This window comes from Sulfitobacter sp. HI0040, assembly GCF_001634885.1.
GTDB lineage: Bacteria > Pseudomonadota > Alphaproteobacteria > Rhodobacterales > Rhodobacteraceae > Sulfitobacter.
Window position 1 is genome coordinate 1 of the sequence record NZ_LWEX01000113.1, and the last position, 14,879, is coordinate 14,879.

The 14,879-nt window shown below is 63.3% G+C and carries 15 protein-coding genes; 6 read left to right on the forward strand and 9 right to left on the reverse strand.

All coding sequences use genetic code 11. The features are described from left to right. From A3728_RS08395 to cobU, 3 genes are all read right to left on the reverse strand, one after another. Positions 1-401, reverse strand: a 401-nt coding sequence (locus tag A3728_RS08395) for a magnesium chelatase domain-containing protein (protein ID WP_330220268.1), incomplete at its 3' end; no start/stop codon positions are given. A gap of 65 nt (positions 402-466) precedes the next feature. Further along, a complete protein-coding gene (locus tag A3728_RS08400) occupies positions 467-1,048 on the reverse strand; it encodes a histidine phosphatase family protein (protein ID WP_067922186.1) in 582 nt (193 codons plus the stop codon). After that, positions 1,048-1,635, reverse strand: a complete 588-nt coding sequence (gene cobU / locus A3728_RS08405) for a bifunctional adenosylcobinamide kinase/adenosylcobinamide-phosphate guanylyltransferase (protein ID WP_330220269.1) — start codon at positions 1,633-1,635, stop codon at positions 1,048-1,050. The genes A3728_RS08400 and cobU overlap by 1 nt, the downstream gene beginning before the upstream one ends. A 36-nt stretch (positions 1,636-1,671) precedes the next feature. Between cobU and A3728_RS08410 the strand changes: the two genes are divergently transcribed. The 5 genes from A3728_RS08410 to A3728_RS08430 all read left to right on the forward strand — a co-directional run bounded on the left by A3728_RS08410 (position 1,672) and on the right by A3728_RS08430 (position 5,911). Next, entirely contained in the window at positions 1,672-2,550 is an 879-nt protein-coding gene (locus tag A3728_RS08410) for an RNA polymerase factor sigma-32 (RefSeq protein WP_067922189.1), read from the forward strand. 139 nt (positions 2,551-2,689) lie between these two features. Beyond that, the gene (gene coaBC, locus A3728_RS08415) at positions 2,690-3,883 is read left to right on the forward strand and encodes a bifunctional phosphopantothenoylcysteine decarboxylase/phosphopantothenate--cysteine ligase CoaBC (protein WP_067922096.1); all 1,194 of its coding nucleotides are present in this window, start codon (positions 2,690-2,692) and stop codon (positions 3,881-3,883) included. After that, on the forward strand, positions 3,883-4,368 hold the full coding sequence (gene dut / locus A3728_RS08420) for a dUTP diphosphatase (protein WP_067922099.1): 486 nt from the start codon (positions 3,883-3,885) through the stop codon (positions 4,366-4,368). The genes coaBC and dut overlap by 1 nt, the downstream gene beginning before the upstream one ends. Then, positions 4,368-5,423 (forward strand): HesA/MoeB/ThiF family protein, encoded by a 1,056-nt coding sequence (locus tag A3728_RS08425; RefSeq protein WP_067922101.1) that lies wholly within the window; start codon positions 4,368-4,370, stop codon positions 5,421-5,423. The genes dut and A3728_RS08425 overlap by 1 nt, the downstream gene beginning before the upstream one ends. Positions 5,424-5,479: 56 nt before the next feature. Continuing rightward, the gene (locus tag A3728_RS08430; protein WP_067922104.1) at positions 5,480-5,911 is read left to right on the forward strand and encodes a DsrE family protein; all 432 of its coding nucleotides are present in this window, start codon (positions 5,480-5,482) and stop codon (positions 5,909-5,911) included. A 66-nt stretch (positions 5,912-5,977) separates the two neighbouring features. On the opposite strand, the gene A3728_RS08435 is transcribed toward A3728_RS08430, so the two are convergent. Beyond that, positions 5,978-7,186 (reverse strand): trans-sulfuration enzyme family protein, encoded by a 1,209-nt coding sequence (locus A3728_RS08435; RefSeq protein WP_067922107.1) that lies wholly within the window; start codon positions 7,184-7,186, stop codon positions 5,978-5,980. Between the two features lie 97 nt (positions 7,187-7,283). Between A3728_RS08435 and A3728_RS08440 the strand changes: the two genes are divergently transcribed. Then, the gene (locus A3728_RS08440; RefSeq protein WP_067922110.1) at positions 7,284-9,305 is read left to right on the forward strand and encodes a M3 family metallopeptidase; all 2,022 of its coding nucleotides are present in this window, start codon (positions 7,284-7,286) and stop codon (positions 9,303-9,305) included. Positions 9,306-9,369: 64 nt separating this feature from the next. Here A3728_RS08440 and A3728_RS08445 read toward each other — a convergent pair whose 3' ends face one another. From A3728_RS08445 to mreC, 5 genes are read right to left on the reverse strand one after another with little or no spacing between them, the layout of a single operon-like run. Beyond that, positions 9,370-10,302 (reverse strand): 2-hydroxyacid dehydrogenase, encoded by a 933-nt coding sequence (locus A3728_RS08445; RefSeq protein ID WP_067922113.1) that lies wholly within the window; start codon positions 10,300-10,302, stop codon positions 9,370-9,372. Next, positions 10,302-11,441 (reverse strand): rod shape-determining protein RodA, encoded by a 1,140-nt coding sequence (gene rodA, locus A3728_RS08450; protein WP_067922116.1) that lies wholly within the window; start codon positions 11,439-11,441, stop codon positions 10,302-10,304. The genes A3728_RS08445 and rodA overlap by 1 nt, the downstream gene beginning before the upstream one ends. After that, positions 11,438-13,381 (reverse strand): penicillin-binding protein 2, encoded by a 1,944-nt coding sequence (gene mrdA / locus A3728_RS08455; RefSeq protein ID WP_067922119.1) that lies wholly within the window; start codon positions 13,379-13,381, stop codon positions 11,438-11,440. Before mrdA ends, rodA begins: the two co-directional genes overlap by 4 nt. A gap of 16 nt (positions 13,382-13,397) precedes the next feature. Beyond that, positions 13,398-13,937, reverse strand: a complete 540-nt coding sequence (locus tag A3728_RS08460) for a rod shape-determining protein MreD (RefSeq protein WP_067922122.1) — start codon at positions 13,935-13,937, stop codon at positions 13,398-13,400. Further along, positions 13,934-14,851, reverse strand: coding sequence for a rod shape-determining protein MreC (gene mreC / locus A3728_RS08465; protein WP_067922125.1), 918 nt, complete (start codon positions 14,849-14,851; stop codon positions 13,934-13,936). Before mreC ends, A3728_RS08460 begins: the two co-directional genes overlap by 4 nt. Between the last annotated feature and the right edge of the window lie 28 nt (positions 14,852-14,879).

Consider the following 14,879-nt stretch of genomic DNA (forward strand, 5'->3'; position numbering starts at 1 on the left):
CCGCCGATGTGACTGAAAGCGTTGTCTCGCTGGGCGAGCNATCGCNCGACGGGCACCAGCGTCCCGTCGAGCGATAGCTCGCCCAGCGAGACAACGCTTTCAGTCACATCGGCGGGGAGGACTTCGAGTGCTGCCAGCAAGGCGACCGCGATGGGCAGATCGAAATGGCTGCCCTCCTTCGGCAGGTCCGCAGGACTGAGGTTGATGGTGATCCTTTTCGAAGGAAGCGCAATCGCCATGGACGACAGCGCCGCCCGCACCCGGTCCCGCGCTTCGGAAACGGCCTTGTCCGGCAACCCCACGATGGAAAACGCCGGCAGCCCCGCCGTGACCGCGCATTGCACTTCGACCAGACGTGCCTCTACCCCAAGGAAAGCCACTGTATAGGCCCGAGAAACCATCGTGCCCCCCTGTTTTTTCAGCGATAGCCTAGGGACGGGATGGTTGAGAATGTATTAACCGGCCCTCAGGGCAACGTATTGATCGCACCGACAGACCAGCGCTGCCCGTCGTGATGCAACGCGGTGACCGAGAGGTTGTCGATCTTATGTTTGAACACCTCTTCCGGTCGGACGCCGAGCGCGCGTTGCACCTGTGTCAGGATCACGCCGAAATGCGCTACGGCGATGACGTGGCGGGCACTTTGCTCCTCGCAAATCGCGTCCACGGCACGGTTCACCCGGGTGGCGGCCTCGTTCCAGCTTTCGCCACCCGGCGCTACGACATCGCCGGGCGTTTCCCAATAGGCGCGGGACAGTTCCGGGTCACGTCGGGACACTTCGCTGTGGTGCAATCCGTCCCATTCGCCGAAATGCAGTTCCCGCAGGTCTTTCCTGTCCGGCAGGCGTATGCGGGCGGGGGTGGCGATGGCATCCGCGGTGGCACTGGATCTTTGCAGGTCGGACGATACCAGCACCGCCTTCTGGGGCAGCAATCGCGACAGGCGTTCCAGCATTCGCAGGTCGGACAGGTCTGCGGGCACGTCCCGCCAGCCGACGAAATTGCGTTCATGGGTCGGCCCGTGCCGCACCCAGTGCCATGTCTGCATCATGCTTTCCCCGTTTCGTCCTTCAACACCCGCGGAAGGCCCGCGATGACCTGCACCACCCTGTTCGCCTGCGCGGCGAGCGCGATGTTCAATCGGCCCTGTGCCTCGCGGAAACGGCGGGCGAGTGCATTTTCGGGAACGATACCGTGACCGACCTCGTTGCTGACGACCACCCACCGGGCACGGCAGGCACCCAGATGTCCGAGCAGGTCATTCTGCGCGGCGGCAACGTCCCGGTCTTCCATCATGAGGTTGCTGAGCCACATGGTCGCGCAATCGATGAGCACGCCGTCCTCTTCCGACAGGTTGGCAAGCGGCGCGCCGGGGTCGAACGGTGCTTCGATCGTCAGCCAGCGGGCGTCTCGGCGCGCGCGGTGCGTTTCTACCCGCTCTGCTACCTCTGCGTCGAAGATCTGCCCAGTCGCCAGGTAAATCAGGTTCAACTCGCTGTTATGAAACAGGTTTTCCGCATACTCCGATTTACCCGAAGCCGCGCCTCCTAGTACAAGTGTTCCGTGGGGCAACATCCACCTGCCAAATATTTGAACCAAATAGCCGGGTTCTGCGTATCTATCCCGACAGACCATAACAAGATGCACTGGCGGTTTCAGGGGGATTATCAGATGACATTACAGACGGCTCGGGAATTTTCGCTTACCCGCACTGCGATGAAAGCGGAGCTGCTGGACGCGGAAACCGAACTGAAGCTCGCCTATGCATGGCGTGATGAGCGGGACGAGGCGGCGCTGCATCGGCTGATCACGGCATACATGCGGCTCGCCATTTCCATGGCATCGAAATTCAAGCGGTATGGCGCGCCGATGAACGACCTTATCCAGGAAGCGGGTCTGGGCCTGATGAAGGCCGCTGACAAATTTGACCCGGATCGCGGCGTTCGCTTTTCGACCTATGCCGTGTGGTGGATCAAGGCGAGCATTCAGGATCACGTCATGCGCAACTGGTCCATGGTGCGTACCGGCTCCACCTCCTCGCAGAAATCGCTTTTCTTCAACATGCGGCGCGTTCAGGCGCGGCTGGAACGTGAAGCGGCCGCCGCCGGTGAAACGCTGGACCGCCACCAGTTGCGCCAGTTGATCAGCACGGAAATCGGTGTGCCGCTGCATGATGTCGAGATGATGGAAGGCCGCCTTTCAGGCTCCGATTATTCGCTGAACGCGACGCAATCATCCGAGGATGAGGGCCGTCAGTGGATCGACGCGCTGATTGACGAGGGCGCGCAGGCGGCGGAGCAGGTTGAGGAGCGCCACGATACGGCGCAGCTGCGCGCATGGTTGCTGGCAGCCATGCAGGCGCTCAACGAGCGTGAGCAGTTCATCGTACGGGAACGCAAGTTGCGGGATCAGCCGCGCACGCTGGAAAGCCTTGGTGAGGAATTGAACCTCAGCAAGGAACGCGTGCGCCAGCTGGAGGCGGCGGCATTCGGCAAGATGCGAAAGTCGCTCGAAAAACAGTCTACGGAGGTTCTTCACTTCCTCGGTTGAAGGAACTCCGGGCTTAACGAGTACGAAGGCATGCGGACCGAAAGGCGCATGCCTTTGGTTTTTCTGCCCTTCGGTAGGGCTGGCGATACCGAGCCTTGCGCCTTATGGTCTGCCGGACGAACCGCACGAAGGGCGCGCCATGCTGACAGGCAAACATATCCTCCTGATCATCGGGGGCGGCATCGCTGCGTTCAAATCGCTCGACCTGATCCGCCGTCTGCGGGAACGCGGTGCCCGCGTAACGCCCGTGCTTAGCGCTGCCGGGGCCGAGTTTGTTACGCCGCTGTCGGTATCTGCGCTGGCCGGGCAAAAGGTTTTCCGCGATCTGTTTGACCTCGGGGATGAGGCAGAGATGGGGCACATTCAGTTGAGCCGCAGTGCGGACCTGTTGGTTGTCGCCCCAGCAACAGCTGATCTGATGGCCAAGATGGCACAGGGGCAGGCGAACGATCTTGCCTCCACGCTTCTGCTGGCGACGGATACGCCCGTACTGATTGCACCGGCGATGAACGTGCGCATGTGGGAACATGCCGCGACCCGGCGCAATGCCGAAACATTGAAGAAAGACGGTATTGCCTTCGTCGGCCCGGCCGAAGGCGACATGGCCTGTGGCGAATACGGCCCGGGCCGGATGGCCGAGCCGCTCGACATCGTCGCGGCGATCGAGGCACGGCTTGGCGAGGGGCCCCTGAAAGGACGGCGCATCATCGTCACCTCCGGCCCGACGCATGAGCCGATCGACCCGGTACGCTACATCGCCAACCGGTCGTCCGGCGCGCAAGGGGCGGCCATCGCCAAGGCTCTTTCCGATCTGGGTGCGCAGGTGGTTTTCGTCACCGGCCCCGCGACCGTACCTCCGCCCGCGGGGGTGGAGGTCATCCGCGTAGAGACAGCGCTACAGATGTCCCGCGCGGTGGAAGGGGCGCTGCCTGCCGATGCGGCGGTCTTTGCCGCCGCCGTGGCTGATTGGCATGTCGTCGGAGCACAGCAGCGCAAGCTGAAGAAATCGAAGGACGGTTTGCCGAAGATCGAATTCGGGGAAAATCCGGACATTCTGAAAGGAGTGAGTGCCATGACATCGGACAGGCCATCGCTGGTGGTGGGCTTTGCCGCCGAAACGGATGACGTGAAGGCCAATGCCACCGCGAAAAGGCTGCGCAAGGGCTGCGACTGGATCGTCGCCAATGATGTCTCCGCGGGAACGGGCATCATGGGTGGCACGGAAAACGCCGTGACGCTCATCACCGCCGAGGGCTCCGAAGACTGGCCGCGCATGGGCAAGGACGCCGTGGCGCGCAGGTTGGCGGAACGTATCGCCGGGGCTCTGGCCTGATGCTGTCCGGGTCCGAAGGCGGCGGGGGAACGATCTGCGTGGCGTTCAGCTGGGAAGAGGGCGCTGATCGGGCGCTGGGCTTGCCCTCCTATGAAACCGAAGGCGCCGCCGGGGCGGACCTGCGGGCCAACCTGCCACAGGGCCGACCCGTCGAACTGGCAGCCGGGGCGCGGGCGCTGATCCCCACCGGGCTGCGGCTGGCGATCCCGCCGGGCTATGAAGGCCAGTTGCGTGCTCGGTCCGGCCTGGCGCTGCGCCATGGGATCATGCTGCCAAATGCGCCCGGCACCATAGACAGTGACTATCGCGGCCCCTTGGGCGTCATCCTGATGAATGGGGGCGATGAAAGCTTCGAGGTGACCCATGGAATGCGCATCGCGCAGCTTGTCATCGCGCCCGTGACCCGCGCCCGCTTTGCGGTGGTGGAGACGTTGGACAGGACGCCGCGCGGGCAGGGCGGGTTCGGCTCCACCGGGGTACGCTGATGCTGCTGGCGGCCATACTGGGGGCGGCGATCTGGTTCGGCGGCGCCGCGGTCGGAGCGCCGCGTAACCTGAGGCTTTCCCTCCTCGCGCTTCTCTATCTTTCGCTTTTGGGGGTGAACCTGCTGTTCCCCGATGGCCATCCGCTGCGCGAAGCCACGGGTGGCTCTGCCGCGCTCTGGCTCCTTCTGGGCGGGGCCGTGCTGTTGATTTGGGGCTACCGCCGATTGCTGGGCGGGCTGCGCCAGCGCGCCACGGGCAGCGTTACCCCGGTGGGAACGACGCCAGCGTCGGACCAGTTTTCGGAAACCGAATTGAACCGGTATGCCCGGCATATCGTGCTGCGCGAACTGGGTGGCCCGGGGCAAAAGGCACTGAAAAAGGCGCGCGTGCTTGTGGTGGGCGCCGGGGGTCTGGGCGCGCCCGCGCTGCAATACCTCGCGGCCGCCGGTGTCGGCACAATCGGCGTGATCGACGACGACGTGGTCGAGAACGCGAACCTGCAACGGCAGGTCATCCACAAGGATGCCGCGATCGGAACGCCAAAGGTCTTTTCCGCCCAAGCGGAAATGACGGCGCAGAACCCTTTCGTTACGGTACGGCCTTACCATCGCCGGTTCACCGAAGAAATTGCCGCCGATCTGCTGGCGGATTACGATCTGGTTCTCGACGGGACGGATAATTTCGCGACACGCTATCTGGTGAACGCAGCCTGCGTGAAAGCGCGGGTTCCGCTGATCTCCGGCGCGTTGTCGCAGTGGGAGGGGCAGCTTTCCGTGTTTGACCCCGCCCGCGACGCACCCTGCTATCGATGCATCTTCCCCGAAGCTCCCGCCCCCCATCTTGCGCCCTCCTGTGCGGAGGCAGGCGTCCTGGGACCGTTGCCGGGGGTCGTCGGCGCCATGATGGCGGCAGAGGCGATCAAGCTGATCACGGGCGCGGGTACACCGCTGCGCGGGCAAATGGTGATCTACGATGCGCTATACGGCGAAAGCCGCACCATCGGTATCGAGCGACGCCCCGATTGCGCGACCTGCGGTGATCTCGCCACAATTTGAAAGCGCCAGCGTTGCGTTGTGCTATGTTGGTTAACGAACAACCTAGGGAAAATACGATGAGAAAACTTTTGATGATCGCCGCAATGGTGCTGGCCCCCGTCGCGGCATGGGCCGAGGGTGTGACCCACAAGGTTGCCATTCACGTGGATGAGAACGACCCCCAGGTGATGAACATGGCGCTGAACAACGCCGCCAACGTCCACAGCTATTATGAAAGCCAGGGCGATGAGGTCATCATCGAGATCGTGACATATGGCCCCGGCCTCAACATGCTGATCCCGGGCAAGAGCCCTGTGGAGCAGCGTATCTCCGTGATGTCGCTTGAAATACCGTCCCTGACCTTTGCGGCCTGCGGCAATACCCACCGCGCCATGAGCGAAAAGGCGGGGCAGGACATCCCCATGATGGAAGAGGCGAATATGGTTACCTCGGGCGTGGTGCGCCTGATCGAACTGCAGGAAGAGGGCTACGCCTACGTGCGGCCCTAATCCAACCTTTCATCCATGAAAAAAGGGCGCTCCTACACGGGCGCCCTTTGCCTGTTAGCCGCGGTATCACAGAACCTTGGCAAGATCGGCGATCAGGTCTTCGGGGTCTTCCAGTCCTACGGACATGCGGAAAATACCGTCCCCCGCGAAATCCCTGTAGCTGTCGAGCGCCGCGCCTGACAGGCGGAAAGACGTCTCCATCAGGCCTTCAGTCTCCATCCAGAACATAAGGCTGCGATGATGACCAAGCGAAACCGCGTAATGGATGACCTCGAACTTGTCGATCATGGTTTGAGCCAGCCGTTCCGCTGTAGCAACGTCGCCGACCTGAAAGCTCAGCATGCCTGAATAGTTCTTCATCTGGTGCTTCGCCAGATCGTGCTGGGGGTGGGACGGTAGCCCGGGATACATCACCTTGGTCACGCTGGACTGGTTCTCAAGCCATTCCGCCACCGCCATGGCACCCGCCTGATGCGCCTTCATCCGCAAGGGCAGGGTGGACGCCCCCCGCGCAATGAGCCACGCATTGAAGGGGGACAGGATACCGCCATGGTGGATGGATGCCTCCAGACGCATTTGCTTCACCAACTCCCGCGAGCCGGCGACCGCACCACCGACGGCATCCCCGTGCCCGCCCATGTATTTCGTGGTGGAATGCATCACCAGATCGACGCCGAGCGCATTGCTATCCATCCCCAGCGGGGAAGAGAACGTGGCATCGCAGGAAAGTAGTGCCCCTGCGTCATGGGCGATTTTCGCAATGGCGGCCACATCCGCCAGACGCATGATCGGGTTCACCGGGCTTTCCACATGAACCAGCCGCGTATTCGTCTGCATCGCTTCGCGAACGGCGTCGAGGTCGGACATGTCCACCGGCGTGACCTCGATCCCGAAACGGGGAAGCGTGTCGCGGGCCAGTTCGGCCACCCCTGCGTAGGAGACATCGGAGATCAGCAGATGGTCGCCCTTGCTGAGAAAGGTGAGCATGATCGCCGTCGCCGCCGCCATCCCCGATGCGGTACACAGGCAGTCTTCGGTGCCCTGCAAGGCCGCGATCTTGCGCTCCAGCAGATGAACCGACGGGTTGCCCCAGCGGGCATAGGCGTAGGGCGATTCGTCCGTCAGATCATGAGCGGAAAAGCCCGATACGCTGTCGCTGACAAAGGCGGAGGACATATGGATCGCCGGGGCGGAGGCGCCCGTTGTGGGATCGGGCCCTTCGCCTGCGTGGATCGCGCGGGTCATCTCACCGGTAAAGCTGTTGCGATGGGTCATATCTCACCTCCTTGTAAATATGCGCTGACCGTCATGCCTGCGCCGGACGATTGCAACCCCTGTGCGGGGCCCCTAGCTAGGGACAAAGGAGAACGTCATGAGCAATCCACTTCTGCAGGACTGGGACACGCCTTTCGGCATCGCACCCTTCAACCGCATTTCCGACGATGATTTCGCCCCCGCCTTCGACGAAGCGCTCGCACGCCACAAGGCGGAAATCGACGCCATCGCCGAAGCGCAGAGCAGGCCCGATTTTGCCAATACGATCGAAGCCCTGGAAGGCGCAGGCAAAACCCTGGACAAGGTGCTTGGCGTTTTCTTCACCGTGGCCGGGGCAGACAGCAACCCCCGGCGCGAGGCACTGCAGCGGGAGTTCTCCCCCCGGCTGGCGGCGCATTTTGCAGAGATATCCGCGAACAAGAAGCTGTTCGCCCGGGTCGAAGACGTCTGGAATAAGCGCGATACGCTCGACCTCGACGAAGAACAGCAGCGCGTCCTGATGCTGACCCATCGGGGCTTCGTGAGGGCCGGTGCGGCCCTTACCGGGGCGGAGGATGCGCGGATGAAAGAGATCAAGGGCCGCCTCGCCACGCTTGGGACCACCTTCACGCAGAACCTGCTCGCGGATGAACGCGACTGGTACATGACCCTGCAGGAAGGCGATCTCGACGGGCTGCCGGATTTCGTGGTTGATGCAGCCCGGTCGGCGGGGGCGGAACGGGACGCGCCCGGGCCGGTGGTCACGCTGTCGCGCTCGCTGATCGTGCCCTTCCTTCAGTTTTCCCCCCGGCGGGACCTGCGCGAAACCGCATTCAAGGCATGGGCCGCCCGCGGCGCCAACGGGGGCGAGACGGACAATCGCGCCATCGCGGCGGAGATCCTCGCCCTGCGGGAAGAGCGCGCGCATCTGCTGGGCTACGACAGCTTTGCCTCCTACAAGCTGGAAACCGAAATGGCGGGCACGCCGTCGGCGGTCCGCGACCTGCTGATGGAGGTCTGGAAACCTGCCCGCGCGCAGGCCGAAACGGATGCCGAAGTACTGAGCGGGATGATGCGGGACGACGGCATTAACGACGATCTGGCCCCGTGGGACTGGCGCTACTACGCGGAAAAACGGCGCGCGAAGGAACATGACCTCGATGAGGCGGCGTTGAAGCCGTACTTCCAGCTGGAGCGGATGATCGATGCGGCCTTCGGCGTGGCCACCCGGCTCTTCGGACTGGAGTTTACCCCCCTTGATGTGCCGCTCTACCATCCCGATTGCCGCGCATGGAACGTGACCCGCGCAGGGGAGCATGTCGCTGTCTTCATCGGCGACTATTTCGCCCGCGGCTCGAAACGTTCGGGCGCGTGGTGTTCTGCGATGCGGTCGCAGGCGAAATACCCGGATATCCAGTCGCCGGTGGTCATCAACGTCTGCAACTTCGCAAAAGGCGATCCGGCGCTGCTGTCCTATGACGATGCGCGCACCTTGTTTCACGAATTCGGACATGCTCTGCACCAGATGCTGTCGAACGTGACCTATGAAAGCGTATCGGGCACCTCCGTCGCACGTGACTTCGTCGAACTGCCAAGCCAGCTCTATGAACATTGGCTGGAAGTGCCCGAGGTCCTTCAGGAATATGCGATCCATGCCCGCACGGGCGAAGCCATGCCCCCGGAACTGTTGCAGAAGGTTCTGGGCGCCGCGACCTTCGACATGGGATTCCAGACGGTCGAATATATCGCCTCCGCGCTTGTTGACCTCGATTTTCACGACGGTTCCGCCCCGAAGGACCCGATGGCGCGTCAGGCCGAAGTGCTGGAAGCCATCGGAATGCCCGAGGCCATTACCATGCGCCATGCCACACCCCAGTTCGCCCATGTCTTTTCCGGCGACGGGTATTCCAGCGGATACTACAGCTACATGTGGTCAGAGGTGATGGACGCCGATGCCTTCGAGGCTTTTGAAGAAGCGGGCGGCCCCTTCGATCCGGCAATGGCCGAACGGCTAGAAGGCCATATCCTGACCCGGGGTGGCAGCGTGGATGCCGCGGAACTCTACACCGCGTTTCGCGGTCGCCTCCCCGATGCGGCTGCTCTTCTGCGGGGTCGGGGGCTGGCGGCGGCGGCGGAATGAGTATTTGGAAAAGGGTGAAGGGGCCTGTTTCCCCTCTTCACCCTTTGTTCAAATACTCATTCCATCAATAGCCGCGGGACGGGTCCGCCAGATGCAGAAACGTCTCGCCCGCTTCTCCCCTGCGTATATTCTCGGCAATCGCTTCGGAGGCGGTGTTGGCGCGGGTCTCGGCGGCGATATGGGGTGTCACCGTGACCCGGGGGTGCGACCAGTAGCGATGCTCTGCCGGCAGGGGTTCGGTGCGGAAAACATCGAGCGTCGCATGGGCGATATGGCCTTCGTCAAGCGCCGAAAGCAGCGCTTCGTCGTCGATCAGCGCACCGCGCCCGGGGTTGATGATGAAGGCCCCGCGGGGGAGCATTCCGATCCGCTTCGCGTTCAGCAGATTTTCCGTATCGGCGGTGTTGGGCAGCAGGAGGACGAGAATTTCCGCCGTTTCCAGCGCCTTATCGAGGCCGCCTTCGCCTGACAGGCAGGTTATCCCCGGCAGTGTCTTTTCCGTCCGGGACCATCCGGTGACGTCAAAGCCGAGCGAGACCAGCGTTTCCGCCGCAGCCCGCCCCAAGGCCCCGAGGCCGAGGATCGTCACCTTGCGTTCGTAAGCCAGCGGAGGAGTATGCGGTTCCCATTCCGTATCGCTCCGCGTGATGTCTGCATCCATGCCGAGATGGTGGCGCATGACGTGGCCGGTGACCCATTCGACCATGCCACGGGTCAGTCCCGGGTCCACCATACGTGCCAGTGGAATTGCGAGCGTGGGATTGCCGATGATGTCTTCCACGCCTGCCCAGAGGTTCAGCACCGCTTTGGCGCGCGTATAGGGCGTGAAAACCTGCAGGGGACTGTTCGGGGCGTAAACGATGTAGTCCACCTCTGCCGGGGGCATGTCGGTCGCAAGATGGGCATCGACCCCGGCACGGGCAAAGGCATCGCGCAGCGGGGCGGCGTAGGTTTCCCAGCGATCGGGCCGGGCCGCGAAAAGGACATTCACCGCCATCAACGGGGCCTGTGGACATGGGCCGATTGTACCAGCCCGAAGGCCAGCAACAGCACCAGCATCGCGGAGCCGCCATAGCTCACCATGGGCAGTGGCACACCGACCACGGGGGCCAGTCCCATGACCATGGACATGTTGACCGCGAAGAAGAGGAAGAAGTTCAACGCGATCCCCATCGTCAGCAGGGAGGCGAAGCGATCCCGGTTCAGCATCGCCGAGGCTATGCAGAACAGGATGATGAGCGCATAGAGCGCGAGAAGCGAGATGCCCCCGACAAAACCGAACTCCTCCGCCAGTGTGGTGAAGATGAAGTCGGTATGTTTCTCCGGCAGGAAGTTGAGGCGGGATTGCGTGCCCTGCATGAACCCCCGGCCTGTCCATCCGCCGGAACCCAGAGCAATTTTCGACTGAGTAATGTGATACCCTGCGCCAAGCGGGTCCGAACTGGGATCGAGAAAGGTATCGATCCGCCTGTACTGATAGTTTTTCAGCAGTTGCCATGGCGTGCCCCGGCTTTCGAAAACCGCCGTGATCAGGCCGATCCCAGCAGAGGCGACGACCGCGAAATAGGCCCAGTGCACCCCGGCAAGGAACATCAGCCCACCGCCCGCCGTAAGCAGCAGGATCGCCGTGCCGAGGTCCGGCTGCTTCAGAACCAGAGCCGTCGGCAGCAGGATCATGATCACCGGCAGCAGAACCCAGAAGGGGCGGGAGGTCTTTCGCGCCGGGAGCCAGTCGTAATAGGCGGCGAGAAACATCACCATGGTGATCTTCATCAGTTCCGAAGGCTGCAGACGCATGAAGCCGATATCGATCCAGCGCTGGGCGCCCATGCCCACAGTTCCGAAAAGCTCCACCGCGAGCAGCAGTGCAACCGATATGGCATAGGCCAGCCCCGCCAGATTGCGCCAGAGCCAGATCGGCACCATGGCAACCGCGATCATCAGCGCCAACCCGAGGGCGAAGCGTTTCATCTGCGGCTCGGCCCAGGGGGTGAAGCTGCCGCCCGCGACGGAATAAAGCATGAGAAAGCCGACACCGGCCACTGCGGCAAGCAATACGGCGAGCGGCCAGTTCAGGAACAGGATCTTGCGCAGCCCTGTGGGAACCGACTTTACCGTGTATTCAAGATAGCTCACGCGCGGTCCCTCGCGCGGCCGTCGGTGCCGAACCGCAGGGCGCGCAGCCTTTCCTGCTGTTCCGCGATACGCTCCCGGTCGCCCTGCGGGTAGGCCTCCAGCGGCGGGTCGCCGCCCGCCAGCGCCTGGAGCATGACATCGCGGGCGATAGGCGCCGCTGCGGTGGAGCCGCCCCCGCCATGTTCGACAAGCACCGACATGGCGTAGCGCGGTGCCTCGTAGGGGGCGAAACAGACGAAGAGCGCGTGGTCGCGCCGGTTCCAGGGCAGATCCTGGTTCTTGGTCACGCCCCGGGCCCGCTCCGCCGCGGTAATGTTGCGCACCTGGCTGGTGCCGGTCTTGCCCGCCATCCGCATATCTTCGGCGATGATGCGGCTGCGATAGGCGGTGCCCCGGCGGTCGTTGACCACGTCGTGCATCGCCTTGCGCATCTTGTTGAGGTTGTTCTGGTTCATGTCGAGCGCGGCCCCCAGACCGTCGGGCCGTTCGACGCCGTCGACGGATTTCACCAGCCGGGGCGTCACCTCCCGGCCTGTGGCGAGCCGGGCTGTCATCACCGCGAGTTGCAGCGGGGAGGCCAGGGTAAAGCCCTGCCCGATGGAGGAGTTGACAGTGTCACCCACCCGCCATGCCTCGCCCCGCGTGGAAAGCTTCCACGCCATGGTGGGGGTGAGACCTGCAGCGACGGAGCTGAGCGCCAATTCGTGCTTGATACCCAAACCGAAGCGGTTCGCCATCGCGGTGATCTTTTCGATGCCGACTTTCACGGCAAGGTCGTAGTAATAGACGTCGCAAGACTGCTTTAGCGAGTTTTCGAGGTTCACCCGGCCATGGCCGGTGCGTTTCCAGCAGTGAAAGCGGCGGCCTGCCACTTCGAGGTGGCCCGGGCAGTACACGGTGTCTTCCGGTCCGATCAGGCCTTCTTCCAGCGCGGCCATGGCCGTCATCATCTTGAAGGTAGAGCCGGGCGGATAGGTGCCCTGCACCGTCTTGTTCACCAGCGGGCGATATTCGGAGTTGAGCAGCGGGTTGTAGTCCGCCGAAGAGATTCCGCCGATAAAGAGGTTGGGATCGTAGCTGGGGGCAGAGGCAATGGCCGCGAGATCGCCGCTTTCACAGTCGATCACCACGACAGCGGCGCTTTCCCCATCGAGCCGGGCCTGCACGTAGCCTTGCAGATGCGCATCCACTGTCAGCTGCAGGTCCGCACCCGATTGGCCTTCGCGGCGCGAAAGCTCCCGCATCACCCGGCCCGTGGCGTTAACCTCCACCTGCTTGGTACCGGCAGACCCGCGCAGCACGGCTTCTTCGCGGGCCTCGACATTGATCTTGCCGATCTGGAAGCGCGGAATGCGCAGAACCTGATCCGGGTCTTCGAGCGCGTCGAGATCCGCTTGGCTCACCCGGCCCACACGACCGACGACATGGGCGAAATCCTGACCGCGGGGATAGACACGCGCCAGGCCCACCTCCGGCGTGATGCCGGGCAGGGCGGGGGCGTTGACGGAGACGCGGCTGACATCGTCCCACGAGACGTCTTCCAGCACCGTCACCGGCAGGAAGGGGGCGGAACGGTTGACCTCCGCAATGACCCGTTCGCGCGTTTCTGCGTCTAGTTCAACAAGGGTAGAGAGCCGGTCCAGCACCGCTTCCACGTCGCCTGCGTCTTCGCGCACCAGCACGATCCGGTAGCTTGGGACGTTCTGCGCCAGCCGTCGCCCGTTGCGGTCGAAAATCTCGCCCCGCGCGGGCGGGATGAGCCTGATATTGATGCGGTTTTCCTCCGCCAGAAGGCGGAACTGGTCGGCCTGATCGACCTGCAGATACCGCATCCGCGCGGCCAGCCCGCCCATGAACAGCAGTTGCGCGCCACCCAGAAGGGCGGCCCGGCGGGTCAGCTTGCCATGGCTGGCATCGATTTCGGCGCGGTTGCGTCTCATACGGGGCGGTTCCTGTTCATGCGCGGTAGCCCATGGAATCGAGATCCGTGGTCGTCGGGCGGCGGACCCCCAGAACGCCGTGGGTCACGAGGACAATCAAGGGGTAGGATAACAGAGTGGCCCCGAGTTCGGAAAGGCTCAGTGTCAGGGAAGGGACGGGTACCATCACGATCGCGAGAATGAGCCGATTGCCCATCAGCACCATCGTGGTCACCACGGCTACCGCCACCCATTCTGCCGCAAAGGTGGAATCGCGCAGGTTGCGGATGCGCCCCTTGAGGTTTTCGCACCCCAGAAGTGCCAGCAGGGACCACAACCCGGGGGGGCGCTGCAGCAGCAGGTCGCTCAGCAGGAAGATGCCCGCCAGCAAAAGGGGCGGGACGTAGTCCGGGCGGCGCAATACCCATGCAAAGGCAAAACCGAGCAGCAGGTCGGGGCCTGCCCATGTCCGCGGGGTTGTCTGAAGGGGCAACAGGTTGAAGAACAGGATCGTCAGCGCAAGCAGCACGAAGGTGCCGCGCATGATCCAGATTCTCGTGACGGATTTATCTATCATTGCCTGTCGCTGTCACTGTCGGGGAGGCGCGGCCCGATGAAATCCGCGCCGCCTTCGCTTGCGCCCACGACCTGCGAATCCTGTGGGACGGTTTCATTGCCGAGGTGGCGAAGGACCCGCAGGAATTCAAGACGCTCGTAATCGGCAGCGAGCCTGACGCGCAGCCGCCCGCCCGGATCGGCGGCGACCTGACCGATCAGCACACCCGCCGGAAAGACACCCCCGTCGCCCGAGGATATGACCCTGTCGCCCGGGCGGACGAGATCCGGGTTTTCGAGGAAGTCCACCGGCGGCGCGGGCGAATTGTCCCCCGCGATGATGGCCCGTTGCCCCGATGGCTGGATGATGGCGGGTATGCGGCTGGAGGCATCGGTCAGCAGGATGACCCGTGAGGTATTTTCGGCCACGCCCGAAATGCGCCCCACAAGGCCGATGCCGTCCATGGTGGCCCATCCATCCACCAGCCCGTCGCGCTTGCCGACGTTCAGCAGGACGGATTGGCGAAAGGGCGAGCCACTGTCGGCGAGCACGACCCCTGTAATATAGGTCAGCCGGGGATCGAGCCGCACGTTGTTGAGGTCCAGCAGGCGCGCGTTTTCCTGCTCCAGCTGCAGGGCGGCTTCCTTCCAGGCCTGCATCTGGCGCAATTCGCTGCGCAGCTCCTGATTCTGTTCCGAAAGCCGCTGGTAGCTCTGAAAATCCCGAAACAGGTTCACGGTGCCGGTCACGGGGGCCATGGCCCATTCGAGGTTGGGCACCACGCGGTCGGTGATCTGCGCGCGGAAGCGTTCAACCCGCGGGCTGTCGATGCGCCAGACGAGGAAGATGGCCCCCAGCGCCAGTATCAGAACCGTCATCAGCAACCGGCGAAGGGGGCCGGTGTAGTCGCTGGAACTGTTACGGTCCTTTGCCATTCTGGCGATCCTCCTGCCCGGGGTTCAG

What these genes read in the sequence shown, in the direction of transcription:
- A3728_RS08400 (WP_067922186.1), bottom strand. Translation starts at nt 1,048, where the DNA reads ATGCAGACATGGCACTGGGTGCGGCACGGGCCGACCCATGAACGCAAT.
- cobU (WP_330220269.1), bottom strand. Translation starts at nt 1,635, where the DNA reads ATGGTCTGTCGGGATAGATACGCAGAACCCGGCTATTTGGTTCAAATA.
- A3728_RS08410 (WP_067922189.1), top strand. Translation starts at nt 1,672, where the DNA reads ATGACATTACAGACGGCTCGGGAATTTTCGCTTACCCGCACTGCGATG.
- coaBC (WP_067922096.1), top strand. Translation starts at nt 2,690, where the DNA reads ATGCTGACAGGCAAACATATCCTCCTGATCATCGGGGGCGGCATCGCT.
- dut (WP_067922099.1), top strand. Translation starts at nt 3,883, where the DNA reads ATGCTGTCCGGGTCCGAAGGCGGCGGGGGAACGATCTGCGTGGCGTTC.
- A3728_RS08425 (WP_067922101.1), top strand. Translation starts at nt 4,368, where the DNA reads ATGCTGCTGGCGGCCATACTGGGGGCGGCGATCTGGTTCGGCGGCGCC.
- A3728_RS08430 (WP_067922104.1), top strand. Translation starts at nt 5,480, where the DNA reads ATGAGAAAACTTTTGATGATCGCCGCAATGGTGCTGGCCCCCGTCGCG.
- A3728_RS08435 (WP_067922107.1), bottom strand. Translation starts at nt 7,186, where the DNA reads ATGACCCATCGCAACAGCTTTACCGGTGAGATGACCCGCGCGATCCAC.
- A3728_RS08440 (WP_067922110.1), top strand. Translation starts at nt 7,284, where the DNA reads ATGAGCAATCCACTTCTGCAGGACTGGGACACGCCTTTCGGCATCGCA.
- A3728_RS08445 (WP_067922113.1), bottom strand. Translation starts at nt 10,302, where the DNA reads ATGGCGGTGAATGTCCTTTTCGCGGCCCGGCCCGATCGCTGGGAAACC.
- mrdA (WP_067922119.1), bottom strand. Translation starts at nt 13,381, where the DNA reads ATGAGACGCAACCGCGCCGAAATCGATGCCAGCCATGGCAAGCTGACC.
- A3728_RS08460 (WP_067922122.1), bottom strand. Translation starts at nt 13,937, where the DNA reads ATGATAGATAAATCCGTCACGAGAATCTGGATCATGCGCGGCACCTTC.
- mreC (WP_067922125.1), bottom strand. Translation starts at nt 14,851, where the DNA reads ATGGCAAAGGACCGTAACAGTTCCAGCGACTACACCGGCCCCCTTCGC.